Source organism: Vibrio gazogenes, from assembly GCF_023920225.1.
GTDB classification, from domain to species: domain Bacteria; phylum Pseudomonadota; class Gammaproteobacteria; order Enterobacterales; family Vibrionaceae; genus Vibrio; species Vibrio gazogenes.
In genome coordinates this window covers 994,111-1,015,523 of the sequence record NZ_CP092588.1, presented here as the reverse complement: position 1 = coordinate 1,015,523, position 21,413 = coordinate 994,111, and the positions used below count along the sequence as shown (strand labels likewise).

General features: G+C 44.5%; 21 protein-coding genes, 1 pseudogene and 1 riboswitch. Of the genes and pseudogenes, 10 read left to right on the top strand and 12 right to left on the bottom strand.

Annotated features, from left to right (window positions below):
• The first annotated feature begins 81 nt into the window (after positions 1–81).
• Both MKS89_RS20205 and MKS89_RS20200 read left to right on the top strand, forming a co-directional pair.
• The gene (locus MKS89_RS20205) at positions 82–996 is read left to right on the top strand and encodes an alpha/beta hydrolase (protein ID WP_072955248.1); all 915 of its coding nucleotides are present in this window, start codon (positions 82–84) and stop codon (positions 994–996) included.
• Between the two features lie 193 nt (positions 997–1,189).
• Positions 1,190–3,289, top strand: coding sequence for a TonB-dependent receptor (locus MKS89_RS20200; RefSeq protein ID WP_072955251.1), 2,100 nt, complete (start codon positions 1,190–1,192; stop codon positions 3,287–3,289).
• Positions 3,290–3,433: 144 nt separating this feature from the next.
• Here MKS89_RS20200 and MKS89_RS20195 read toward each other — a convergent pair whose 3' ends face one another.
• The 6 genes from MKS89_RS20195 to MKS89_RS20170 form a co-directional block, all read right to left on the bottom strand.
• Positions 3,434–4,225, bottom strand: coding sequence for an IucA/IucC family C-terminal-domain containing protein (locus MKS89_RS20195; RefSeq protein ID WP_205409161.1), 792 nt, complete (start codon positions 4,223–4,225; stop codon positions 3,434–3,436).
• The gene (locus MKS89_RS20190) at positions 4,203–4,967 is read right to left on the bottom strand and encodes an ABC transporter ATP-binding protein (protein WP_198298238.1); all 765 of its coding nucleotides are present in this window, start codon (positions 4,965–4,967) and stop codon (positions 4,203–4,205) included. Before MKS89_RS20190 ends, MKS89_RS20195 begins: the two co-directional genes overlap by 23 nt.
• A 150-nt stretch (positions 4,968–5,117) precedes the next feature.
• Positions 5,118–6,146 carry a FecCD family ABC transporter permease gene (locus MKS89_RS20185; RefSeq protein ID WP_072955253.1) on the bottom strand — a complete coding sequence of 343 codons (1,029 nt, stop codon included), beginning with the start codon at positions 6,144–6,146 and terminating at the stop codon, positions 5,118–5,120.
• Positions 6,139–7,152, bottom strand: coding sequence for a FecCD family ABC transporter permease (locus tag MKS89_RS20180; RefSeq protein ID WP_072955256.1), 1,014 nt, complete (start codon positions 7,150–7,152; stop codon positions 6,139–6,141). The genes MKS89_RS20185 and MKS89_RS20180 overlap by 8 nt, the downstream gene beginning before the upstream one ends.
• On the bottom strand, positions 7,149–8,141 hold the full coding sequence (locus tag MKS89_RS20175; protein WP_072955259.1) for an ABC transporter substrate-binding protein: 993 nt from the start codon (positions 8,139–8,141) through the stop codon (positions 7,149–7,151). The genes MKS89_RS20180 and MKS89_RS20175 overlap by 4 nt, the downstream gene beginning before the upstream one ends.
• Positions 8,142–8,580: 439 nt before the next feature.
• Entirely contained in the window at positions 8,581–8,787 is a 207-nt protein-coding gene (locus MKS89_RS20170) for a hypothetical protein (RefSeq protein ID WP_072955262.1), read from the bottom strand.
• A gap of 273 nt (positions 8,788–9,060) precedes the next feature.
• Between MKS89_RS20170 and MKS89_RS20165 the strand changes: the two genes are divergently transcribed.
• A complete protein-coding gene (locus tag MKS89_RS20165; RefSeq protein WP_072955711.1) occupies positions 9,061–9,942 on the top strand; it encodes a HEPN domain-containing protein in 882 nt (293 codons plus the stop codon).
• Between the two features lie 55 nt (positions 9,943–9,997).
• On the opposite strand, the gene MKS89_RS20160 is transcribed toward MKS89_RS20165, so the two are convergent.
• On the bottom strand, positions 9,998–10,201 hold the full coding sequence (locus tag MKS89_RS20160; protein ID WP_072955265.1) for a hypothetical protein: 204 nt from the start codon (positions 10,199–10,201) through the stop codon (positions 9,998–10,000).
• A 218-nt stretch (positions 10,202–10,419) separates the two neighbouring features.
• Positions 10,420–10,620: a hypothetical protein gene (locus tag MKS89_RS20155; protein WP_072955268.1), complete on the bottom strand. Its 201-nt coding sequence runs from the start codon at positions 10,618–10,620 to the stop codon at positions 10,420–10,422.
• Positions 10,621–11,284: 664 nt separating this feature from the next.
• Between MKS89_RS20155 and MKS89_RS20150 the strand changes: the two genes are divergently transcribed.
• From MKS89_RS20150 to MKS89_RS20140, 3 genes are all read left to right on the top strand, one after another.
• Positions 11,285–11,500 (top strand): hypothetical protein, encoded by a 216-nt coding sequence (locus MKS89_RS20150; protein ID WP_072955270.1) that lies wholly within the window; start codon positions 11,285–11,287, stop codon positions 11,498–11,500.
• 230 nt (positions 11,501–11,730) lie between these two features.
• Positions 11,731–12,246 (top strand): hypothetical protein, encoded by a 516-nt coding sequence (locus tag MKS89_RS20145; protein WP_205409139.1) that lies wholly within the window; start codon positions 11,731–11,733, stop codon positions 12,244–12,246.
• 90 nt (positions 12,247–12,336) lie between these two features.
• Positions 12,337–12,750 (top strand): GNAT family N-acetyltransferase, encoded by a 414-nt coding sequence (locus tag MKS89_RS20140; protein WP_072955273.1) that lies wholly within the window; start codon positions 12,337–12,339, stop codon positions 12,748–12,750.
• A 313-nt stretch (positions 12,751–13,063) separates the two neighbouring features.
• Here MKS89_RS20140 and MKS89_RS20135 read toward each other — a convergent pair whose 3' ends face one another.
• Positions 13,064–13,813 (bottom strand): 5'-methylthioadenosine/adenosylhomocysteine nucleosidase, encoded by a 750-nt coding sequence (locus MKS89_RS20135; protein WP_072955275.1) that lies wholly within the window; start codon positions 13,811–13,813, stop codon positions 13,064–13,066.
• Between the two features lie 360 nt (positions 13,814–14,173).
• Here MKS89_RS20135 and MKS89_RS20130 point away from each other — a divergent pair, with 360 nt between their 5' ends.
• Positions 14,174–14,653, top strand: a complete 480-nt coding sequence (locus tag MKS89_RS20130) for a YehS family protein (RefSeq protein ID WP_072955281.1) — start codon at positions 14,174–14,176, stop codon at positions 14,651–14,653.
• A 132-nt stretch (positions 14,654–14,785) separates the two neighbouring features.
• Positions 14,786–15,409, top strand: coding sequence for a LysE family translocator (locus MKS89_RS20125; RefSeq protein ID WP_072955284.1), 624 nt, complete (start codon positions 14,786–14,788; stop codon positions 15,407–15,409).
• Between the two features lie 77 nt (positions 15,410–15,486).
• On the opposite strand, the pseudogene MKS89_RS20120 reads toward MKS89_RS20125, so the two are convergent.
• Positions 15,487–15,597, bottom strand: a pseudogene (locus tag MKS89_RS20120) (IS110 family transposase); the annotation flags it as partial.
• Positions 15,598–15,905: 308 nt separating this feature from the next.
• Here MKS89_RS20120 and MKS89_RS20115 point away from each other — a divergent pair.
• Entirely contained in the window at positions 15,906–16,898 is a 993-nt protein-coding gene (locus tag MKS89_RS20115; protein WP_072955286.1) for a hypothetical protein, read from the top strand.
• 99 nt (positions 16,899–16,997) lie between these two features.
• On the opposite strand, the gene MKS89_RS20110 is transcribed toward MKS89_RS20115, so the two are convergent.
• The gene (locus tag MKS89_RS20110) at positions 16,998–19,031 is read right to left on the bottom strand and encodes a starch-binding protein (RefSeq protein ID WP_072955289.1); all 2,034 of its coding nucleotides are present in this window, start codon (positions 19,029–19,031) and stop codon (positions 16,998–17,000) included.
• A 444-nt stretch (positions 19,032–19,475) separates the two neighbouring features.
• Here MKS89_RS20110 and MKS89_RS20105 point away from each other — a divergent pair, with 444 nt between their 5' ends.
• Positions 19,476–20,084: a histidine phosphatase family protein gene (locus MKS89_RS20105; RefSeq protein ID WP_072955714.1), complete on the top strand. Its 609-nt coding sequence runs from the start codon at positions 19,476–19,478 to the stop codon at positions 20,082–20,084.
• 13 nt (positions 20,085–20,097) lie between these two features.
• Here the strand turns inward: MKS89_RS20105 and cobA are convergent, their stop codons facing one another.
• A complete protein-coding gene (cobA, locus tag MKS89_RS20100) occupies positions 20,098–20,883 on the bottom strand; it encodes a uroporphyrinogen-III C-methyltransferase (protein WP_072955292.1) in 786 nt (261 codons plus the stop codon).
• Positions 20,884–21,203: 320 nt separating this feature from the next.
• A riboswitch (cobalamin riboswitch) is annotated at positions 21,204–21,398 on the top strand.
• The last annotated feature ends 15 nt before the right edge of the window (positions 21,399–21,413 follow it).

The window sequence follows — 21,413 nt, the reverse complement described above, 5'->3', positions numbered from 1 at the left end:
CAAACAACATTAAACTGTATATATACACATAACTTTCTATTGGTATACTATCCCTCGGTTTTTTTAGTGATAGGGTTAAAAATGACCAATTCCTTAGAGGCTGGCATCAGAGAGCTAGTTGAAGAATTCCAATCTAATGGTAAATCTTGCCCCTCAAAGCTAACGATTGCAGAGCGGCGTGCTGGCTATATTGGCAGCACTGCCTTAGCTGGCGAGAGTCCTAAAATAGAAAGTGAATTCTTAGATGTAGTGAATGGTATTCAGGTTAAAGTTTATAAGCCAACAAATGGGGCGAACTTACCGATTACGGTTTATTTTCATGGCGGCTGTTTTATCAGCGGTGGTTTTGCGACGCATGATGTTCAGTTAAGGCAAATCGCACTCCTGTCCGGCTCGATAGTTGTCTGTATTCAATACAGGCTTGCGCCGGAGCATACTTACCCCGCAGCGCACGATGATGTCTACCAAGCTGTACTTGGTATTAAGGCGCATGGGCACAAGTATGGTGGTGATTCAGAGCATTTAGTCTTTGTTGGTGACAGTGCCGGTGGGCAATTGGCTCTGGCGACGACGCTCAGGCTCAAGAAGTTGCAGCCGTGGTTGCCACGTAAGCAAATTCTTATTTACCCAATGTTGGATCCAACAGGTAACTCACAGAGTTATAGAGAAAACGGGGCGGATTATATTATCACGGCCAATATGCTGCTTTCCGGGTTTGATTTATACGCAAACAGTGACTCCAGAGTCATGGCTGAACCAGAGCTTAATCTTTTAAGTTGTGATTTCAGTGGATTACCGGCGACGGCTATCATCACAGCAGAGTTTGATCCGTTACGTGATGAAGGTGAGCGACTTTACAAGTTATTGCTTTCACAAGGTGTTGAAGCATACTGCGAGCGTTATTTGGGTGTTATCCATGGTTTCTTTCAGCTTTCTGGCGTCAGTGGTTCAGCAAAGCGCTGTATCGCTGCAGTTTCAAACCAAATCAAAAATTAGACATAACAGGCGATCCAATGGGTGCATTTCCAGTTGTCAGTTGTGGTTTTAAATGATGCTCTCGTGGGGCAACTGGGCACCAAACAACAGCGTCGCTTCTATCGATATAGTGTTATCTATAAAGTTATAACTAGAAATGATAATAATTATCATTATAATCCTTATTCTAAATAAAGTAATAAGGCAGTCGTAAATGAAAATATCGAACAAGAAGCTTTTGCTACCAATTACGGTTTCAACTTTAATCCCCCTTTACGCAGTGGCTCAAGCCCCACAAACAGAAACAATGGTTGTTATGTCGAGTCGGACCGACTTGACGCAGGAAAACTCTGCACAAGTTGTCAGTATTATCACGCAGGAGAAAATTGAACAGCAATTGGCCCTGACCAGTGATAGTTCTCAGGTCTTATCAAATTTGTTGCCGGCATATTCTCCTAATACTCAAAAACTCAACAATAGCAGTCAGACATTCAGGGGACGGTCCGTCCTGTATATGATTGATGGTGTTCCTCAGTCGAACCCGTTGAGAGAGGGAAGTCGTTCAGCACACACGATTGATTTATCGATGGTAGAAAGAATCGAAGTTATCCATGGCGCCACTGCGATTCACGGACTCGGAGCCACAGGCGCTATTATTAACTTCATTACCAAATCAAATAATACCAGTGAGCCACTGAAGCAACATTTTGATTTGCAATTAACAACCCCGACGAACGATGCAGACACCGATTCACTTGCCTACCGGGCAACTTACAATGCCAAAGGCTCCAAAGATAATTGGGACTATCTGGTCGGCGTGACTGGGGATGTTCAGGGCATTTTCGAAGATGCCAATGGCAATGATGTCGGTTCGGCGACGGTTCGCGGTGATCTGATGGACTCTCGTAGTTATGACGGGTTTGTGAAATTAGGATATTGGTTTAGTGATAGTGAAAACCTGCAATTTGCTGTGAACCAATATCAAGTTAAAGGGCAAATGAATTATACCGGCGTGCCGGGAGATCGGGATAACGGCATTGCGACATCCTCTGTGAAAGGTCGCCCGGTTGGGAAAGCTGCGTTAAATGATGTTCAAACCTACAGTCTGGTTTATACCGATACCGATTTCTCGGGTATGTCACTCAAGGCGCAAACATTTTATCAGCGTTTTGTCGGGCGCTATGGTGCAACAACGTCTTCCAGCTTCCAAGACCCGAGCACACCAGAAAAGATCTACGATCAGTCGCAAAATGAGTCGGATAAAATTGGGGCTAAATTCAGTTTATCGAAGGAAGGGTTGTTGAACCAAACACTGAATATTACGGGTGGTCTCGACCTTTTGAAAGACACCACAAGCCAGAATCTCATTCTGACCGGGCGAACCTATGTGCCGGAAACCACGTACTATAATTACGCACCATTCTTACAACTGGAATACCAACCAATCGAGCGCTTAGTGCTGCAAGCCGGTGTGCGATACGAGAACGCAAAGCTTGATATACCAACCTATCAGACGGTTGCAGCTCGAAACGGCGTGACGGTTGATGGGGGCTCTCCGAGCTTTGATAAAACAGTATATAACGCGGGAGCGGTGTTTAAGCTGACACCAAGTGTGAGTGCCTTTGCCAACTACTCTCAAGGCTTTGGTATGCCAGATGTCGGGAGAGTACTTCGTGGTGTGAAAAAAACCGGACAAGACGTCGATGATTTGATCGACCTCTCACCGATCATCACAGATAACTACGAAGGTGGTTTTCGTATCAATAAAGATAGCCTTGATTTTGAAATCAGTTACTACGAATCCATATCAAAGCTAGGAAGCCGTATTGTTAACAATGGCGGTTTATATACGATCAAGCGGGAAAGAAAAGAAATAAAAGGTGCTGAAGCATCAGTGGGTTATCAGTTCAATCAGCAACATCGATTCGTGACGGGTTATTCTTATATTGAGGGTAAATCAGATACTGATGGTGATAACCAAGTTGATACGAAACTGACGGGTGCAGATATCCCACCAAACCGTTTACGTATTGCCTGGACGGCACAGTGGACACCGGATCTCTTCACAATGCTGCAAGCGAATCATAATTTTGACCGGACATTCGATGACGAGGCACTTAATTTCAATGGCTATACATTAGTTGATGCTTCCATGGAATACACGCTGCCGGTCGGAAAACTGAGAGTCTCTGTCGCGAACTTACTCAATGAAGATTATTTCACTTATTATTCGCAAAGTGCTTATCAAGATGATGATTTTTACTTCAAGGGAAGAGGGCGCACACTCACGATTGGATATGGACTAAACTTCTAGGGGCCATGCCCCGCGCCGCGATCAATACCCGTTCAGATTGAACAAAATTCAACCACGAAAGGTCAACAACCCCTCTGATTATCTGACACGCCATCTTCATTTGAATGAAGGTGGCGTTTTTTATACGGATGATGGTCTCTGTGATTACGGTTTTCTTTTACACAGTAACGGGCAATTACGACAGAATTTCATCGGCTCGGTTGCCTTATAGTAGTAACAGCAGGTACGCCGAACCCTGACAGCCTTCGATGGATTCTCAGACATGGATGGCTCAGTGTGATAGCGAGCGATAGGGTTGGCTGGTGTGTTATAGATTTCCGTCGTGTTTTTATCGAGTAAATAGGCTAAATCCGATTGTGCGATCATCAATTGTTGTGGCTGGGAAAGATCGCTCAGGATCCATCTTTCGTAAATGCTGAAAATACGTACCGCGATATTTTCCCACAACACAGCCGATGGCACCCGGGTTAACTTGTTCAGTTGGGTCACTAATAAAGATAAATTGCCTTGAAAAGCCTGCGTCAATAAGGTTTGACGCCAATGGTCTCTCGTTTGTAACGGTACGGTAACCTGAACATTTTTAAGCGGCATTTTGGAGCGCCACAGCCGGTCTTCCAATGGATATTCAAAAATACAATTCTCAATCGATACATCTAAGCCCTTGTTGTAACAAGACATCGCATAAAGCATTGGCGCTAAGGTTAGAAAAGCAATGCGTTTGATGACCAGAGAAGCCGTCACTTTCAAGTCAGGGGCACCAATTTCGGGCTGTATTTGTCTGAGAACCTCCAGACAGGTTTCATCGTCCAGTAGTGTGAGCGTATCAACGGATAGCAAAGCCGCACAGCGACTGTCCCTCAACCCGAGTTCTTCTAGTTTTTCCCATTCATTACCGAGTAGGGAATGGTTTTCGTTATGCATTGTTTTTGTTGTCATCAGAAAGAGAACGTCCTTTACCATATGGGATACACATCGGGGTACCAAACAGAGGATCCCGGGTGATGTGGCATTTCATACCAAATACGCTTTCAACCATATCAACATCGAGAATATCTTCGGGAGCGCCCTGCCGAAAAACGGTGCCATCTTTGACTGCAATCATTTGGTGCGCATAACGGCAAGCCAAGTTGAGATCGTGAAGAACCATCAAAATGGTGCAATGCTGCTTTTGGTTCAATTCAAACAACAGATCTAAAATTTCTATTTGATGGGTGAGATCCAGATAAGTCGTCGGTTCATCAAGTAACAGGACATCCGTATCTTGCGCCAAAGCCATGGCTATCCATGCTCGCTGTCGCTGACCGCCAGACAGAGACTCAACGCTTTGTTTGGCTAATGCTAGCATGTTGGTATCTAGCAAGGCTTTTTGAACCAAACGTTCATCTTTTTCACCCCAGCTATTTAACCAATTTTGATGCGGGTAGCGGCCTTGCCTGACCAATTGCTCAACGGATAGTCCTTCAGGCGCAACAGGGCCTTGGGGCAGAATCGCTAACCGTCGGGCCACGGCCTTACCGGACTGCTGATTGAGATTCTTGTCATAGAGAAATATCTCGCCCGCCTGTGGTTTGAGTAGGCGAGCCAGTGATTTGAGTAAAGTCGATTTACCACAACCATTACCTCCGACCAGAGCCGTGATCTGATGGGGTTGGATCGTTAAATTAAGCGAGTTGATTATCGTTTTTTTACCGTAGCCAAGTAACAGGCTTTCTGTTTTTAACGGCGCTGTTTTTGACGATTCTGCTTCTGACGGATCGATTTCTAACAGATCGGTTTCTAACGGATCGTTTGCTTGCAAAGAAGTCACCAATTCAATGTCTCTCTTATCTTAAAAGCGCTGACGGTACAGCAAATAAATGAAGAATGGCGCACCGATAGCCGACACAAATACACCTGCCGGTATATCTAACGGTTGAAATAAAGTTCGGCCACATAAATCAGCCAGCATCACCAAACAGGCACCGGTGCAGGCAGTCATTGGCATTAATAAGGCAAAACTTCGTGTGACAAAACGGCGGGCAATATGAGGCGCAATTAAACCCACAAAGCTTACCGCCCCTGCATAGGCGATGGCCGGTGCTGCCATGACGACGCTTAGAAATAACAAACAGACTCTGGTGGACTGTAGTTGAATCCCCAGACCGACAGCGGTTTGGTCTCCCAGTTCTTGTACGTTGATTCTGCGGGCAAAGAACAGAGAAAGAATCAGGCTGACGAGAACCCATACCGCGAGTGCTTTCACATCATCCCAACTGGCCCCATAGACACTGCCTGTCAGCCAGATATAGGCGGTGAGGCTTGTTGATTCTGAGCTGACCGCAATGAGAAAAGTTACAATCGCACCCATGAAAGCCGATACCCCAATGCCAACTAAAATCAATCGCATCGGCGTCACACCTTTATGCCAGGACATGAGATATATCGATAAGCTGGTGATGAATGCACCACCAATTGCAAAAACAGGTAACCACTCGATACTCAGTATCGCTTTGAAAAAAAAGAGAAAGCATACTGCGGCGGCAGATGCGCCACTGGTAATCCCGATGATATCCGGAGAGGCCAGTGGGTTGCGGATCATAGATTGAAGCACAAGCCCTGAACACCCTAACGCAGCCCCAACCAGCGCAGCCATTAACATACGAGGCAAGCGCAACATTTCGACCACAAATGGAGAGGTTGCATCAGGGGTAAACCGGTTCAATAAGGTCGCGCTCACATCAACGTGCAGTGTACCTATCGCCAACGAGCACCACATCACCAATAAAGTGAATAATAAAGAGATAAACAGAACGGTCAGATCTGATATGGATACAGAAAAAGATAGCCAATGACGGCGTACTGTTATTTGTTTATCCATAACGATGTCCTTTCCGGGCGAGGAAAATGAAGAAAGGGGCGCCCAGTAATGCGGTCATCACACCAATCGGTATTACTTGTGGTGCCAGAATGATCCGCCCCAAAACGTCCGCCAGCAGTAACAATATTGCGCCCCAAATCGCACTAAGAGGCAGTAACCATTGATGATTGTTACCGACGATCGCTCTTGCCATATGCGGGACGATTAAGCCAATAAAGCCAATGTTTCCGGCGATGGAGACACAAAGACCTGCGAGACTGACGATCAACAGACTCAGGACGATTTTAAGCAAGAAGATACTTTGCCCCAGCCCTGTTGCGATATCGTCTCCGGATAGCAACACATTGATATGTGGGGAAAGTAAGATGGCAGCAAGTATCCCTAGATATATATAAGGTAAAAAGGGGGATACGGTGGATAATTCATGCCCGGAGACAGAACCCGCAACCCAAAATAGGACACTGTCTAATCCCTCCTGCCCGATGATGAGGATGCCCTGAGTAAAGGCCATAAATAGCGCTGAAATTGCGGCACCGGCAATGACCACTCTCACGGGAGATAGACCATCACGCCCCATACAGCCTAATCCATACACCAGCCCCCCGCCTAATGCAGAACCTGCAAAAGCGATCCAGATATAGTTATCAAGTGAGCCGACACCCAAAAATTCTGTAAACAAAACAATCAAGAAAACCGCACCGCTGTTAACACCGAAAACCGCCGGAGAAGCCAATGGATTACGGGTCAGAGACTGCATCAGAACACCAGCGACAGCAAGACCGGCCCCAACAGAACAAGCAATCAAGCTGCGAGATAAGCGTATTGTTGTGAGAATGACATGATCAATCGAGTTGGGGTCAGTTGACCAAAGTGCGCCCCATGCCTTGGTGAATGGAATCGGGTACTGTCCAACCAGCATACTGCTTGTAAAAGCAATCAAAATGAGGAGCAGCGATAAACAGACGATCCCTAAGCGGTCACGATAATTCGATTGAATCAATTTCATAAATAACGCGATTGCTCTTCTGATTTGAGATGATAAAGATTGGATAGCTGGTCGAGTATCAGATTGGCGCCCAAAATACCGCCAGACAACAACCAGCTCGTTCTATCAACGATGTACACTTCACCATTTCTCGGGGCATTAAGGATCTTCCACAATGGGTGGTGACTCCAGCTTCGGTAATTCTGTTGAACGGCTGGATCGTCAGACTGGGGAATGATGAAAAACACATCTGCATTTATGGTGGGCAACGATTCTTTTGATTTGAGTTTCATTCCCCAACCCGCGAAATCATTTGCCTTTGGGAATTGAAATCCGATCGACTTTAATACCATTCCCGGGAAGCTATCTTGTAGATATAAACGTAAATGGTCGGCTCTGACATTGATGATCGATGCTGTGATTGGCCATTTTGCATTGTTTCCCTGAAGCTTTGCTCTGAATTGTGTGACACGGCTGTGCCACTGTCCTAAAAGCTTCGCTTCTTCTGATTCGTGCCTTGTTGCTTTGGCGATAAGTGCCAGCGTTCGTTTAAAGTTGTAAACATTTTCAGTAAAGATGGTTGGCGCGATTTGTGAGAGTTGAGGATAAATTTTCTCATGGCGTGATTTCGAGCCGATAATCAAGTCTGGATGAAGGGCTGCGATTTTTTCCAGATTAGGCTGTGTTTCCAGACCCACATGTACGACGCCTTTTAACGGTTCACGTAAATACCGATATGTTGGCTTTTCGGCCCAAGCGTCGACGACGCCTATCGGACGAAGGCCCAAGGCAATGGCAGAATCTGTCGCGCCTTGAAATAAAGTGACGATACGAATCGGTTGCTGAGGAATGTCAGTGTTCCCCATCGCATGAGCGACGGATTGAGGCGCAACCTCTCCTGAATAAGCAAAAAAGCTGGAGAATAGGCAGAGGGGGAGGAGAAGCACAGGGTTTAAAATAATTTGACTAACGATTTTACTAACGAAAGCAACAACACTGCGAATGCGCATTCATAAGGCCTTATTGAGCATTTGATTATGATAATGATAAGTATTGTTATTTACATGTTTTCGATGCTTTAGTCAAATCTGTATATGATTCATCGACACCTAAGCGGATTTGTACTTGATACATTGAGCCTCTGCAACGATTAAAAAAATATCTGTTTACCTGTGATAGCCCGACAGAACACCATTAGTTGCTTGGTAAAGAGATCGCGTTAAGCTTGTAATTTAAAAAATAAGCAGGACACGCACCTCAAGGAGTGGATTCGTTAGAGGTTGAAGTCGTTCCAGGTCTTTAAACTAGCTCTCGAAGTGAATGATTGTTTGCTCGATTTTATGTCGGGGTATTGAATAATTAAGGGCAGTTTTGCGTGCCGATAGAGATGAATCACCGGTTTGAATGGATGACGAGTGTGGCAACTGAATTGATATTAAACGGTATTGTTCAGGAAATATGAATCCCGAGCATTCTCTGCTTTTTGAGCTGTTGTTTCGCGAGATTAAGCTGTTCGGTTGAACCGACCCAGAGTCTGGGTTTCTTTTCCAGCTCAGTGCAGAGTTTGAGGCATTCCTGCTGAGACAAAGAAACAAGATCATTGGACACCCACTCACATGACGAACCTAAGGTGTGACGATAGACTTGTCCTAACATAGGTTGTCACTTTGAGATTAACGCCTGATGTATTTCATCGGGCGTTTTGTATTTTAATGCCATATGGGGCCATCTCTAAGGGCGACGCTAGACACACTCAGCCTTCACAGCGTTGAATACCAAAAGGTTGTGAATGGCTAGAATTCGCTACAGCTTTGAATTGAATCGCATTTTAATCAGCAATATGCGCAAAATGAGAGTTGGTGGTGTTCTTTGTCAGCCCCTTCTTTTATGCTAACGGCATTCATCCACAACCAGCCCCATGTCACGATTATGAAAACAACCCTCGACCATCTGCCCGAATATAAACAGCGTGAGCTGGCGACGATCTCAACCATTCTGCGTGACACGTTAGACGATTATCTGCAAGGCAAAACGGGTAGTAAAAGTGAATTTCGTATTCTGAAAATCATCCTGTTTGGCAGCCATGCCAAGGGGAATTGGGTCAAGGATCCGGTCAATGGTTATATCAGTGATTACGATATTCTGGTGATTGTGAATAAAGCGGTAATGGTGGATGACGATGTGGTCTGGCAACGCGCCAAAGAACTGATTGACCGTAAAGTCACCTCTGCACCGCTGGGTTTGATTGTGCATGATTTGAATGAAGTGAATAATCGACTGCAACAGGGCCATTATTTCTTTAAAGATATTCGCGAAGAGGGGATTGAACTATTTGCCGCCACACCGAAACCGTTGGTAGAGCCAGGGGATTTAACTGAGGCAGAAAAACGGGAAATCGCCCGTAAGCATTATGGACAGTGGTCTCACTCAGCATATCGTTTTTCTCGTAATTACGAGTTTTCCATGTCTGAGGATGATTTAATTAACGCCGCATTTATGTTGCACCAAGTAACCGAACGTTATCTAGCGTGTACCCTACTTACTTGTACCAACTACTTACCCAAATCTCACAATATTGAAAAACTAAGCAAGCTGTGTGCTCAAATCGATGCTGAATTTACAACAATTTTCCCGCTCGACAACAAGTTTCACCGCCGCAGTTTCCGCCGCCTGCAACGGGCTTATATCGAAGCTCGCTACTCCGAACATTACGAAATCACTGAAGAAGAGCTTCATTATCTGGCAACCGAAGTACAGCGTTTGCAGGCATTAACAGAGCGGGTTTGTCGGGAGAGGATAGGAGAGGTTTGAGCGCACTTTTAACCTTGATTTGCTTAGCCATTGGTTCCGAAATTTGCCGCACAATTTAGTTTCTCGATTTCAGAGGCATTGGTGTTCTGTGCGCCAGTTCATCTTTCAGAGATGAAAGACGAACCAGAAAATCTTTTTGTTTGGCGGTGTCGCGTGTTGTCCAGAACCACCTTTTACGGGCGTCCTGCCCGAAAAAGCCTAACCATTCTCCCGGAATGGTTTTCTTGGTTGAGTGGTTGATTTGGATTGAGTGAAACATAGCAAAAAGCCAATTTGGTCACAGAGCTCAGGGTGAAAAATCAGGACGATTTTTCAGGATTGCTTGAGCAGGAGCGAATCAATCCGACCCGGCCAGCGCCCACGAACTAAACCGTTCTTTTGGGTACTTTTGGAACGCCAAAAGTATCTGGGGCGCTGTTGGAGATGCTATTGAAATCGGCAAAATCAATCGCGCACCAAACCGCTGCATCTCCATTTTTAATCTTTCCCGCCTCCGGCTCTCCAGATTTGACGCACAATTATGTTCTGCGATTTCAGTAGCATCGGTGTTCTGTGCGCCAGTTCATCTTTCAGAGATGAAAGACGAACCAGAAAATCTTTTTTGTTTGCTTGGTCACACGTTGTCCAGAACCACCTTTTACGGGCGTCCTGCCCGAAAAAGCCTAACCATTCTTCCATGAATGGTTTTCTTGGTTGGGTGGTTGATTTGAGTTGGGTGAAACATAGCAAAAAGCCAATAGGATCGATACTCTCAGGGTAAAAATTCAGGGAAGAATTTTTAGCTTTTCGTGAGCAGGAGCGAATAAAAGCGACCCTGATTACGTGTGCTGAACTTAAACTCAAGGCACTTTTGGGGACTTTTGCTGCTGGGCAAAAGTCTCTGGGGCGCTGTCGAAGAAGCCATTGAAATCGGTAAAATTAATCGCGCACCAAACCGCTGCACCTCAAATTTTATCTATATCAAAAAATATCATGTTTATGTCAATTTTTTCTGGCGATTTTCTGCAACTTATTTAATGCTATGTACGGTGTTTCGATGCTTATTCGCGAACAAATGGGGCTTATCCGAGATGTGTCTAAGGGTGGGAACGTTAGTCAATCATTTGTGAGTGAGTTAGACAGCGTTGTGCTGTGGTTTCTGACGTGGTGATATTTTTTTACTGGCATTTTGTCTGTATTTCCATGCTATTAGGACAAAAATTTCATCGAGTGTCAGTAAGTTATACAGAAGTATTTCTGTAGAGTGGTTCTGTATAATAAACTGTTATATGCGTGGCATCTTTACCGTGGCCGGTGAGTAAACCGACACAGTAGTTTAGGAGTAGTTGAAGGAAACAGGAATATGGCAACGTACATTGAAGAGCAGTTGAAATACTGTAAAAAATGTGGAGAAACAACTAAGCATTTCAGAAATAACTCAAAATCCAGTGGCTTCATGCTGTTGGTCCATTTAGTACTGACCGTGGCAACCACTGGTGTCTGGTTAGTTCTTGTAATTGTGTGGAAGATTTTGAACACGAAAATTGGCGGATGGAAATGTAGCGAATGTGGCTCATAAGGTCATATAACCAAGAGTTCCAGTTCGTTCCGGGCCCTCCACCGGATGCCCTTTCGCTGTGCTACAAGGGCACCGCTGAACAAAAGCGTTATCTGCAAGGAGTAAATCGTGCCATACGATATTGATTTATGGACAAGTCGGGTTGCAGCAAGAAGCGACATTTCGTCACAAGTAGTTCATTTGACACGTTCGGCGGAAATTAATGAAAAAAGAAAGGACCAGTAGATATTTTGGTCGAGATTCTAAAATCTGGAGTTATCAGAGGGTCGACTACAGAAAGTGGCTTTGTTTGCGGTGACATCTCTGCTACTTGCTTTCAAGATGCCCCTTTATATTCGTTGGCCCAAAATATTCATACCGAGGAGCAATATAGAAAAGACAACGAACATGCCAAAGTTCGGTATGTCGGAGTCGGGATAATGTTTCCAAAATCCTACGTGTTTCGAAAAGGTGGGCGACCGGTAGTTTATGAAACAACTAGCAAAGCAAAAGAAATTCTGCCTGAAGATGAGTGGTGGAGAATAGTTAGATTCGACTTGAATCGAGACGATCAAATTATCGATTGGACTCATGAAAGGGAGTGGCGGCTTCCGGGAAACTTTAAGTTTGATCTTTCTGAAGCTACTGTATTGCTTCCTAACAAATATGGCTACGATCGATTCCTAAAACTATGCGAAGAAGTTGATGGGGTAGATATTGTCTCTGAAATAAAAGGAATAGTTAGTCTTGGTGCCGTATTTTACTGAAGCAGATAACAAGAGCAAGCATCAGACTAACTAATTGCTCAGGCTCTTAGTTAGCTGCTGTTGCAAGCGTTAGCTGCCAAGAGGAATTGTATGGAATTTGAATTAGATTTGTCTCCTTCAGACGAGAGCATTAATGAAATTAGAGATGGTTTGGTTGAACATAACTCACAGTATCTGAATGGAATAGAGCGTAATAAAATCGCGTACTACATCACTGAACGTGGGAAGAAAGTCGCAGGCGTAACTGCCGAAATATTTGGGAGTTGGCTACTAGTTAATTTTCTTTGGGTAGATAAAGAATTACGCGGTTCTGGAATGGGTAGTGAGTTGATGGCTAAGCTCGAAGCCTATGCAAAATCAAAGGGATGCATGTTCTCATTGGTGGACACCTTTAGCTTTCAAGCCAAACCATTTTATGAAAAGCTCGGCTATGAATGTCAGATGTCTTTAGAGCAGTATCCAGTATCACATGCACGACATTATTTAACGAAGCAAATGGCATAAGCAGCTAACACAGAAATAAGCAGGACACGCACCTCAAGGAATCAACATCCTTTTCCTAATCTGACAGAAACATTTTAGAGCATCAGATTCATCACGTGTCCAATTGTGGTTTAACGTAATTAATCAGAGACAGAATGTGTCATTGCATTTTCAGTATTTTTACTAATTGTTGGTAACAAAGGCTCGATGGGCGTAAGTATCTAATTAAAGATTAAGAAAAGTTCTCAATCGAAGGGGGATGGCGTACTGCCAACTCTGGATGATGCCATCAAATTGTTATGATGGCATCGGTTTCAACCAGTTAATCTAAAGTTTATTTGAACATTTCCAGTAGAATTGATATCGAGTTATGAGCGGTTGTATTTTTCATCTCATCATAAGTAAGTGATGCAGAGCCATCAGCTTTGTCTGAAATAGTACGAATCACAACGTAAGGGATATTAAACTGATCAGCCACTTGTGCCAGAGCTGCGCCTTCCATTTCAACCGCTTTAGCTTGGAATTCTTGATACAAAAATGCTACTTTTTTCTTATCTGCTATAAATTGGTCACCAGAAACAATCGTTCCTGTTGTTACTTTATCTTCACCTAAAACAGAATGAGCAGCCTTCAATGCTTGATTAACCAGTGACTCAGAAGGTAAGAATTCTCGATTTTCATAACCATCAAGCAAGCCTATAGGGTTACCGAAAGCTGTTAAGTCTACATCATGTTGCACTAATGCCGTTGAAATGACTACATCCATAGGTTCTAAATCTGGAGAGCAAGCACCTGCAATCCCAGTAAATATAATTGAAGTGACATTAAATTTGGACGCAAGCAATGTTGTAGTGAGCGCTGCATTTACTTTTCCGACACCAGATTTTGTAACGATGACTGGCTTCTTATTTAGTTCACCAATATAAAAAATATGGTTTCCAATGGTTTTGTGCTTAACATTTGTTAGTTTGGGCAGAATACCTTCAATTTCTACATCCATTGCACCAACAATGGCAATACGCGCTACAGATGCAAAGCAGTTAAAAGAAAAGAGTGTTAGCAATAGGGCAAAAATACGAAACATGAAAAACCTCCTTGTTAATTATGGAGATATTACGCTACATGCTTCACTCGGGCAATCGTTTGCTCACGTCGGACTGACTATTCGTATAGAGGTCGTATATGTATGTGTTCATCAGAATAGAATGATTACGGATAGCATTTGCAGTCCAAAGAATAGGCGAAATTTGTCTAGGAGAACGGTGGTTATTCAGTCGCTGTTTTCTGCTAAAAACAACGCCAAATTACTCGCTGGTGAATAAGGCGTTATGATTTTCTCTCAAATGGACACAATGGGTAGGGAGCAGGCCGTAAATCTGATAAAATCCAAGTCTTCCAGTAATCGTGTTGATAGCACTGGATTTACCTGAAACTAGGAACTATTTTGACCAATAATGATATTTTACGCCGTGTACGTTATACCTTTGATTTAAAAGACAATGTAATGACTGAAATCTTCTCTTTAGCAGACTTTACTGTGACAGATGAACAAGTCATTCGTTGGCTAAAAAAAGAAGACGATGAGTCTTTTGTTGAACTTAGTGACACCGAGTTGGCTATATTTCTGAACGGTTTTATCAATTTTAAGCGTGGTAAACGTGAAGGTGAACAGCCTAAGCCAGAAGAGAAGTTAACTCATAATATCGTATTCCAGAAGTTACGCATTGCTTTGAACTTGAAAGCGGAAGATATCTTAGAGATTATGCAACTTGTAGATTTTCGTTTAAGTAAGCATGAACTCAGTGCATTTTTCCGTAAGCCGGATAATAAGCACTATAGAGAGTGCAAAGACCAAATTCTTCGCAACTTCTTGTTAGGTCTTCAGCATCAGTTGCGCCCAAGTGGTGATGAATCCGAATCATAACAAGCCAATTTAATTGAAGTGGTTTATCGTTGGCGGTTGCTGTTTAGCGTTACACAAACACTTTAATTTTATTGGTGTACACAATCAAACGGAACGTTATGCTTTAATTACATATATACGTAGTATAAATTAATGGACTATTTTATATATTTAGGTATATGTATTGTAGCGACAGCTAGCCCCGGACCTGCGATATTTTTGTCTATTAAAAATGGCGCAAAATATGGATTTTCAAAAGCACTTATAGGTGTTGTCGGCAATGTTGTAGCAATGCTCACTTTGGCCTCAGTGTCGGCGGTAGGTTTAGGCGCCGTAATTCTAGCGTCTCCGTTGTTGTACACTGCTATAAAAGTTATAGGTGGCTTGTATCTGATTTATTTAGGTGTAAAGGCATGGTGCTCTAAACCTCTATCTCATACGGAACATACTGAAAAATTAGTCATTACAGCCCCCAGTCGTTTAAAAATATTTAGCGAGTCCTATCTTGTAGGTATCAGTAATCCCAAAGCTATCGCCTTTTATACGGCTTTATTTCCTCAATTTATCAATCTAGATCAACCCGTTTTCTCACAATTTGCTTTATTGGCCGGTACATTCGCCGTATGTTCATTCTTGTTTCTAGCCACATATGTTGTATTGGCCTCTAAATTGAGAAAGTACCTGGAGAGAAAGAAAACTTTAGTATGGTTTAACCGTATTACTGGCGGGGTCTTTGTTGGGTTTGGTGCAGCTCTCGTTTCCAGTAACCATGCTTAACAAGCCAATTAAATAGGTTCCGGCTACCAAAAGCGTAGCCTTCTCCGGACTCGCTCTTGATGAATTTCAGGATGATGCTGATAAGTCGTTTTAATTACGGGGTTGGACTGCAACGCAGACAGCATTGCCATGTCAAGACCAGTACGAATTTGCGCTCGTTCTTCCTGAATGATTCGCTTACCTTTGTATCACCCGCTTTCACCACAACTTACAAAAAGATAAAGCAAGAAATTCGTCGCGTTTTCCCGTAGCATCAGCATCCTGTGCGCCAGTAACTCTTACCAATATGCAAGGGTGAGTCAATCCGACCCTGATTATCTGCGCAGAAGCCTAAACAGAAGTTTCCAGAGCAAAAGCACAAATACAGGCCATATTTAGTATTTAACGAAGGTATGTAATAAGGACTACGTCGGTTTTTGTTGTTAAACTCAATCGTTCATTGGGCGCTATATTCTTGGGTTCAGAATAGGTGTTTTTTAGTTAATGGGTAGCACAGATGAAATCAGCATCAAGTGCCACATTTATTTACTGTTTGAGGTTGATTTTGGATTTCAAGAAAGAACGGGTTCATTGCCACAATAAATACCCTGAAATTGTTCAGTTTAAAGCTGAGCGTAAGTTTGAAGAGATGCTAAACAAAGCAAATAGGCTGATTCCTTTTTTTCCCGTTCAGCTTGGTTACGGTGATGAGCCGATATATCAAACATGTGTCGGTCACTTAATCGACGGATTGGAATTCCTCCCTTACAGACCAGATTATATGTTTGATCATTGCTTTAAAGTGATTGACGAAGCTGGCGGTTATTTCTTTTCGGGGAAAGGAATTAAAGGCATTGTTCAAGGCCTGCCTCAGAAACTTCTTAATCAAGCAAGGGGAGATTGGGAGTCGATCATCGATCTGGTGTGTGAAAATATTCCGCTCATGACATGTCGTTTTCTCGTAAAACGAATTTGTGAGGCACACTTTCTTGCCGATGGTAATAGTAAGCAATTAACCGATCGTGCCAGCTATTGTCTTGGTACTCAATTTTATGATGAATTTATTAAGCGATTTGCATTAGATGATTCGGGTGAGCCCACTGGTATTATATCGACTGAGCGGATCAACAAAGGAGCAAGTTTTCTCAAGCTTTATTTATCCGGTAAAAAGGCCACGCAAAGAGCGAAGGATGCGTCCTATAAATGCTTGGATCTTGCAGATGAGAAGAATCTACCGACGCCCAACAAGAGAATGGAATTCTTACTTTCACTATTATTATTTAATATGAGAAACGAGCGTTCTCATGGTGCAGTGCTTAGTCCATTCAGGACAAGCAAATCTTCTCTTGATCGATATAGAAGTTATTATTTTGCCATGTTGTGTGCTTATATATTTTGTCTGGGTGCATTGGATCTTAGAGGTTTCGGGGGATTATCTGGGGAAAAAATTAAAACTTGTGCAGTCGAAAATTTTCGGCTTCAAAAACGATTTTTTAGCGCGTGTTGTTGATAAATCAACTAACTACGCGCATAAAAATCGTTCTCTAACTAAAATTCGCATCCTTAATGCGAATGTGTTGCGTGCCATAAGGATGTGAATACGTTTTTACTAAGAACTACACGCACTCATCTCATGCCACTGATTGTCCTTGTAACAGAGCTTTGGCGGTGTTGCCGATAGGTCAGCGGTTTGGCGGCTGCCATTGTCACTGAAAATTACATTCAGTGAAGACAACGTCTGATGGAAATCATAGCAATAGCTGTTGTTTTCCGCGGTCATGGCCACGCCCGGCCATGAGACGGTATTGACCGGAGCGGTGGCCTCGACATTCCAGAAATAGAGATAAGGCTGAGCAAAATTTTGCTGGTTGTCATAACACACTTTGTTGTTTTGCACCGTCGGATTGCCACCCTCTCCCGGTTTGAGTGAAAAACCACACTCACGCAGTGACTTCCAGTCGCCGTTGAAGTAACAAGTACCGGACTGCGTGGTGAGATCGGCAGTTTGCGAGGCGCCTTGGTCCGAGAAAATAACATTCAGTGTTGTCAGCTTGGTCGCGGGCTCAAAACAAGCAAAGTCACCATTTTTCGCCATCGCGACACCGGGCCAGCTTGTCGCTGCCAATGCATCGCTTGGCTCGACATGCCAATAGTACAGAGATGGTTGGTTAAAAGTGGTGTTTTTATCGTAGTAGCAGATTGCATGCTCACTCACTGCTGTTGCAGGAACCGGCTCGTTTGGTTGGGGTGTGGTTCCGCCTGAGATTTTAGCACCGACGTGAATTGCCGCAGCATTTTGTAAAGATACATGAAATGTGGCGTTGCCCTGACTATCGACATGAATCATATTGCCGCTGCACGCCCGACTACCCGAATCGAAATTACCGGAGATAATGTCACAGTAGTCCCCTTCAGGCATGCCGGTGCTCAGGGTTTTGTCTAATGCCGCGGTATCACTGCGGTTAATCACGACGAATCCCAGCCCGCCACGACCGAATGCGATTTGATTACTACCGTTATCCCACCAGTGAGTGACTTGCTGCTGTGATGCGGTCTCGTTGCGGAAGGCCACCATGTTTGCGACGCCGCGCCATTGATGGGTACAGATCCAGTCGCCACCATTAAAACGACAGGCATTGCCTGAATGGACACCCGTTGCCGGCGGTGCATCATCGCTGTGGTTAAATTGATAACCGGACATGATTTTCGGATAGCCGTAAGGGTAGGCCAGCATGAAGACATTGCCGAGCATGTATAAATTGCCCTGATCTTTATAGGTCAGTTCATTACTGGCATTGGTGCGTTCATCATCATGATTGGTGACGAAGACAACCGCATCATCGCTGGGGAGCCAGCCGCTCCAGTGATTTAATTCTTTTAACTCATTGATGTGACCGTTTTTAAATTTACTGCCGAGAGTGCGAGCAAAGTTAAATTCCGTGACATCCCCATTGCCAACATATTCTGAAGGTTGGATCGGTTCGCCGCCAGCACCGATGACTTCCTGAAAGATGTATGGATTGCCGTTGAGTTTACTTTTAATCGCAGCAATATCGGCTGCCGGAATATGTTTGGCCGCATCAATTCTGAAACCGGCAACGCCCATACTGATGGCATCATTCATATAGTCCGCGATTTTTTGTCGCACATAGTCTGATTCGGTTTTTAAGTCGTTCAGCCCCACCAAGTCACAGTTTTGTACTTGCCAGCGATTGTTGTAATTAATATTGTCCGTGCAGTTATGAAAATCGTTGGGGCCGTAAGGGACATCGGGGAAACTCCGATTTAACGCTGCCATATGATTGATAACCGCATCCAGATAGATATCGACACCAGCCGCTTTACACCGACTCACCATATCTTTGAACTGTTCGCGATTGCCACTGCGACTGTCGAACTGATAGCTCATCGGCTGATAGCGAGACCACCACGCCGCGTTGTCGATACTTTTCTGCGGTGGTGAAATCTGGACGGCCGCGAACCCCTTTGGCCCTAAAAAGTCTTCACATTCCGTCGCAATATCTGACCAGTGCCATTCAAATAAATGAACAAAAGTCGTTTTGGGCGCATCCTGTGCGTACACTGGCGATAGCCCCCACAGGCTGCCGCATAGCATTATTCCGGTTAATAGTTTGTGATTCATATTCTCGTCCTAACCATTCCAATTGGTGTTCATTGTTCCATCAACATGTGTTTGGTTTCGTTAACGTGTCACTCAAGGGTTTTCATATTCACGCAGCAACACATCAACAACACCTATCATAGAAACAAATCATAGCGGAGAGCTCATCCACGGCTGCAGATGATGGGGAGGAATTCGACAGGCGTAGAATTGCATCAACCGTTTATTGTGTGAGAGCTGTCACTGATTCGGGGATGAGAGGCGTGAATCGATGCTAAAGGGCATAGGATCCTGAAACCACCGTATCCTGAAGCCACAGCATCTTGAAACAACAGTATCTTGAAACAACACAGCTTGCCGGATGATGCAGCCATCGTTCGGCTTCTGCGTGCTCATCCTCAAAATAGTTGAGCGCTTTTTACAGAAATTGATATGCTGAGTGAATCGGATATCAAAGGACATGAGATGATTCACTTATATTTGCTGCGACATGGGAAAACCGAGGGGAAGCCAGCACTGAACGGGCATACGGATGTCGGTGTCGATGAAGTGACTCAACAAACGATGGCGCGTGCTTTACTGACCCATTATCAGTTTCAGACCATCTATACCTCGCCTTTAACCCGGTGTCGCTATCTGGCGGAACAATTAACTGCATTGGATCCGGCGCTGCATTTAACCGTGGATGAACGGTTCAAAGAGCAGAATTTTGGTCGGTTTGATGGCGTGCCGTTCGATGCGTTGCAAGACGAATGGGAGACCTTAGAAAAGTTTTGGGCGGATCCGGCACATGCGCCCCTGCCGGATGCTGAGCCATTGGCTCACGGTGTAGCACGTGTGACCGAAGCGTGGGAGGCCCTGATTGAGCAATGCCAGCATGATAGTTTGATTATTACGCATGGCGGTCCGATTCGTTTTATCCTGGCACATGTGCTGGGGCTGGACTGGCAGAATCCGCGCTGGTACACCGGACTGGCGATTGCGAATCAGAGCGTCACACATCTCACCCTCAACCGCTATCAGGGGCAGGCTTATCTGACCGTTAACAATATTGCATGTCCGTTAACGGTTTGAAGGTCGATTGTTCTCACCACGATGACGCCATGAACGCTTCTAACTCACTGATATGGCGACAAGTTGTCTGAAACGAAAGCGTGGTATGTTTTGCCGCAACACCGCCAATGACAATCAATGCGGGAGATTTGATCTGGGCTTGTTCTACACGCTGGGCAATATTGGCAACAGTGCCCGTGACCACTTGCTGATTGTCCCGGCTGGCATAACGAACCACAGCCGCCGGGGTACTGACCGGTTTACCGCCATCCATCAGTTGTTGACAGATATGCTTGATTTGGCTCATGCCCATGAGAATCACCAGCGTTCCGTCCAGTCTGGAAAACTGTGTCCAGTCGAGCGGATCTTTCCCCTGTTGCAAATGGCCGGTGACTACATGAAAAGACGACGCACAGTCACGATGTGTGACCGGAATTCCTGCATAGGCGAGTCCGCCAATCGCTGAACTGATACCGGGAATCACTTCAAATGCAATATCGAATGCGGCCAGTGCTTCGGCTTCTTCGCCGCCGCGGCCGAACACGTAAGGATCACCACCTTTCAGCCGCACCACATTGTGCCCCTGCAACGCAAACTGGATCAGACAGTCATTGATATCATCCTGAGGGATCGGGTGATAATTAGGCAGCTTACCGACATTGATCATTTTGCAGTGGGGTGGTGCTTCTTGCAAAATTTCATCGCTGACCAGACGGTCATAGACGATCACTTCTGCCTGACGGATACAGTAAAGTGCTTTCACGGTCAGCAATGTCGGATCGCCCGGACCGGCACCTACCAACCATACTTTGCCTTTCATCGTCTTACCTCATGTTGATTCATTGGTCGGAGTGACCGTTACGCTGATTAAACGATTCGTTTATTGAGCATTTCGCTTATTGAACACTTCGCTTATTGAACACTGCCCGTCAGAAAAGATCGTTGATCCAGAAGGGGGTTATATGCCAGCAATGAATATTTTTTGGGAAGGTGATGGACTGCTGAGGAATCAGCATTGCTTTGGTTATGTGACGATAAATTGATGATTATCAATGTAATCTGGCGTTGTTATGTCAGGGTGTTGATACGAATAAACATCATTGCTTTGATGCGAATCCGTTATCCAACACCTCTTAACATGATGCTTTGCAAGCGTTTGATATGAATGAATCGCAACATATTGAGGTGACTTGGAGACGGCCGGAAGTGAGGTGAAATTCCTCCACAGCCCCCGCTACTGTAATGCTGACGACCTGATTAAACCACTGTGCAAACGGGAAGGGATCAGGAAGGTTGACGCGAAGTCAGAAGACGAGTCAAAGCAATTCCGTAACTCCTTCGGTGGGAAGC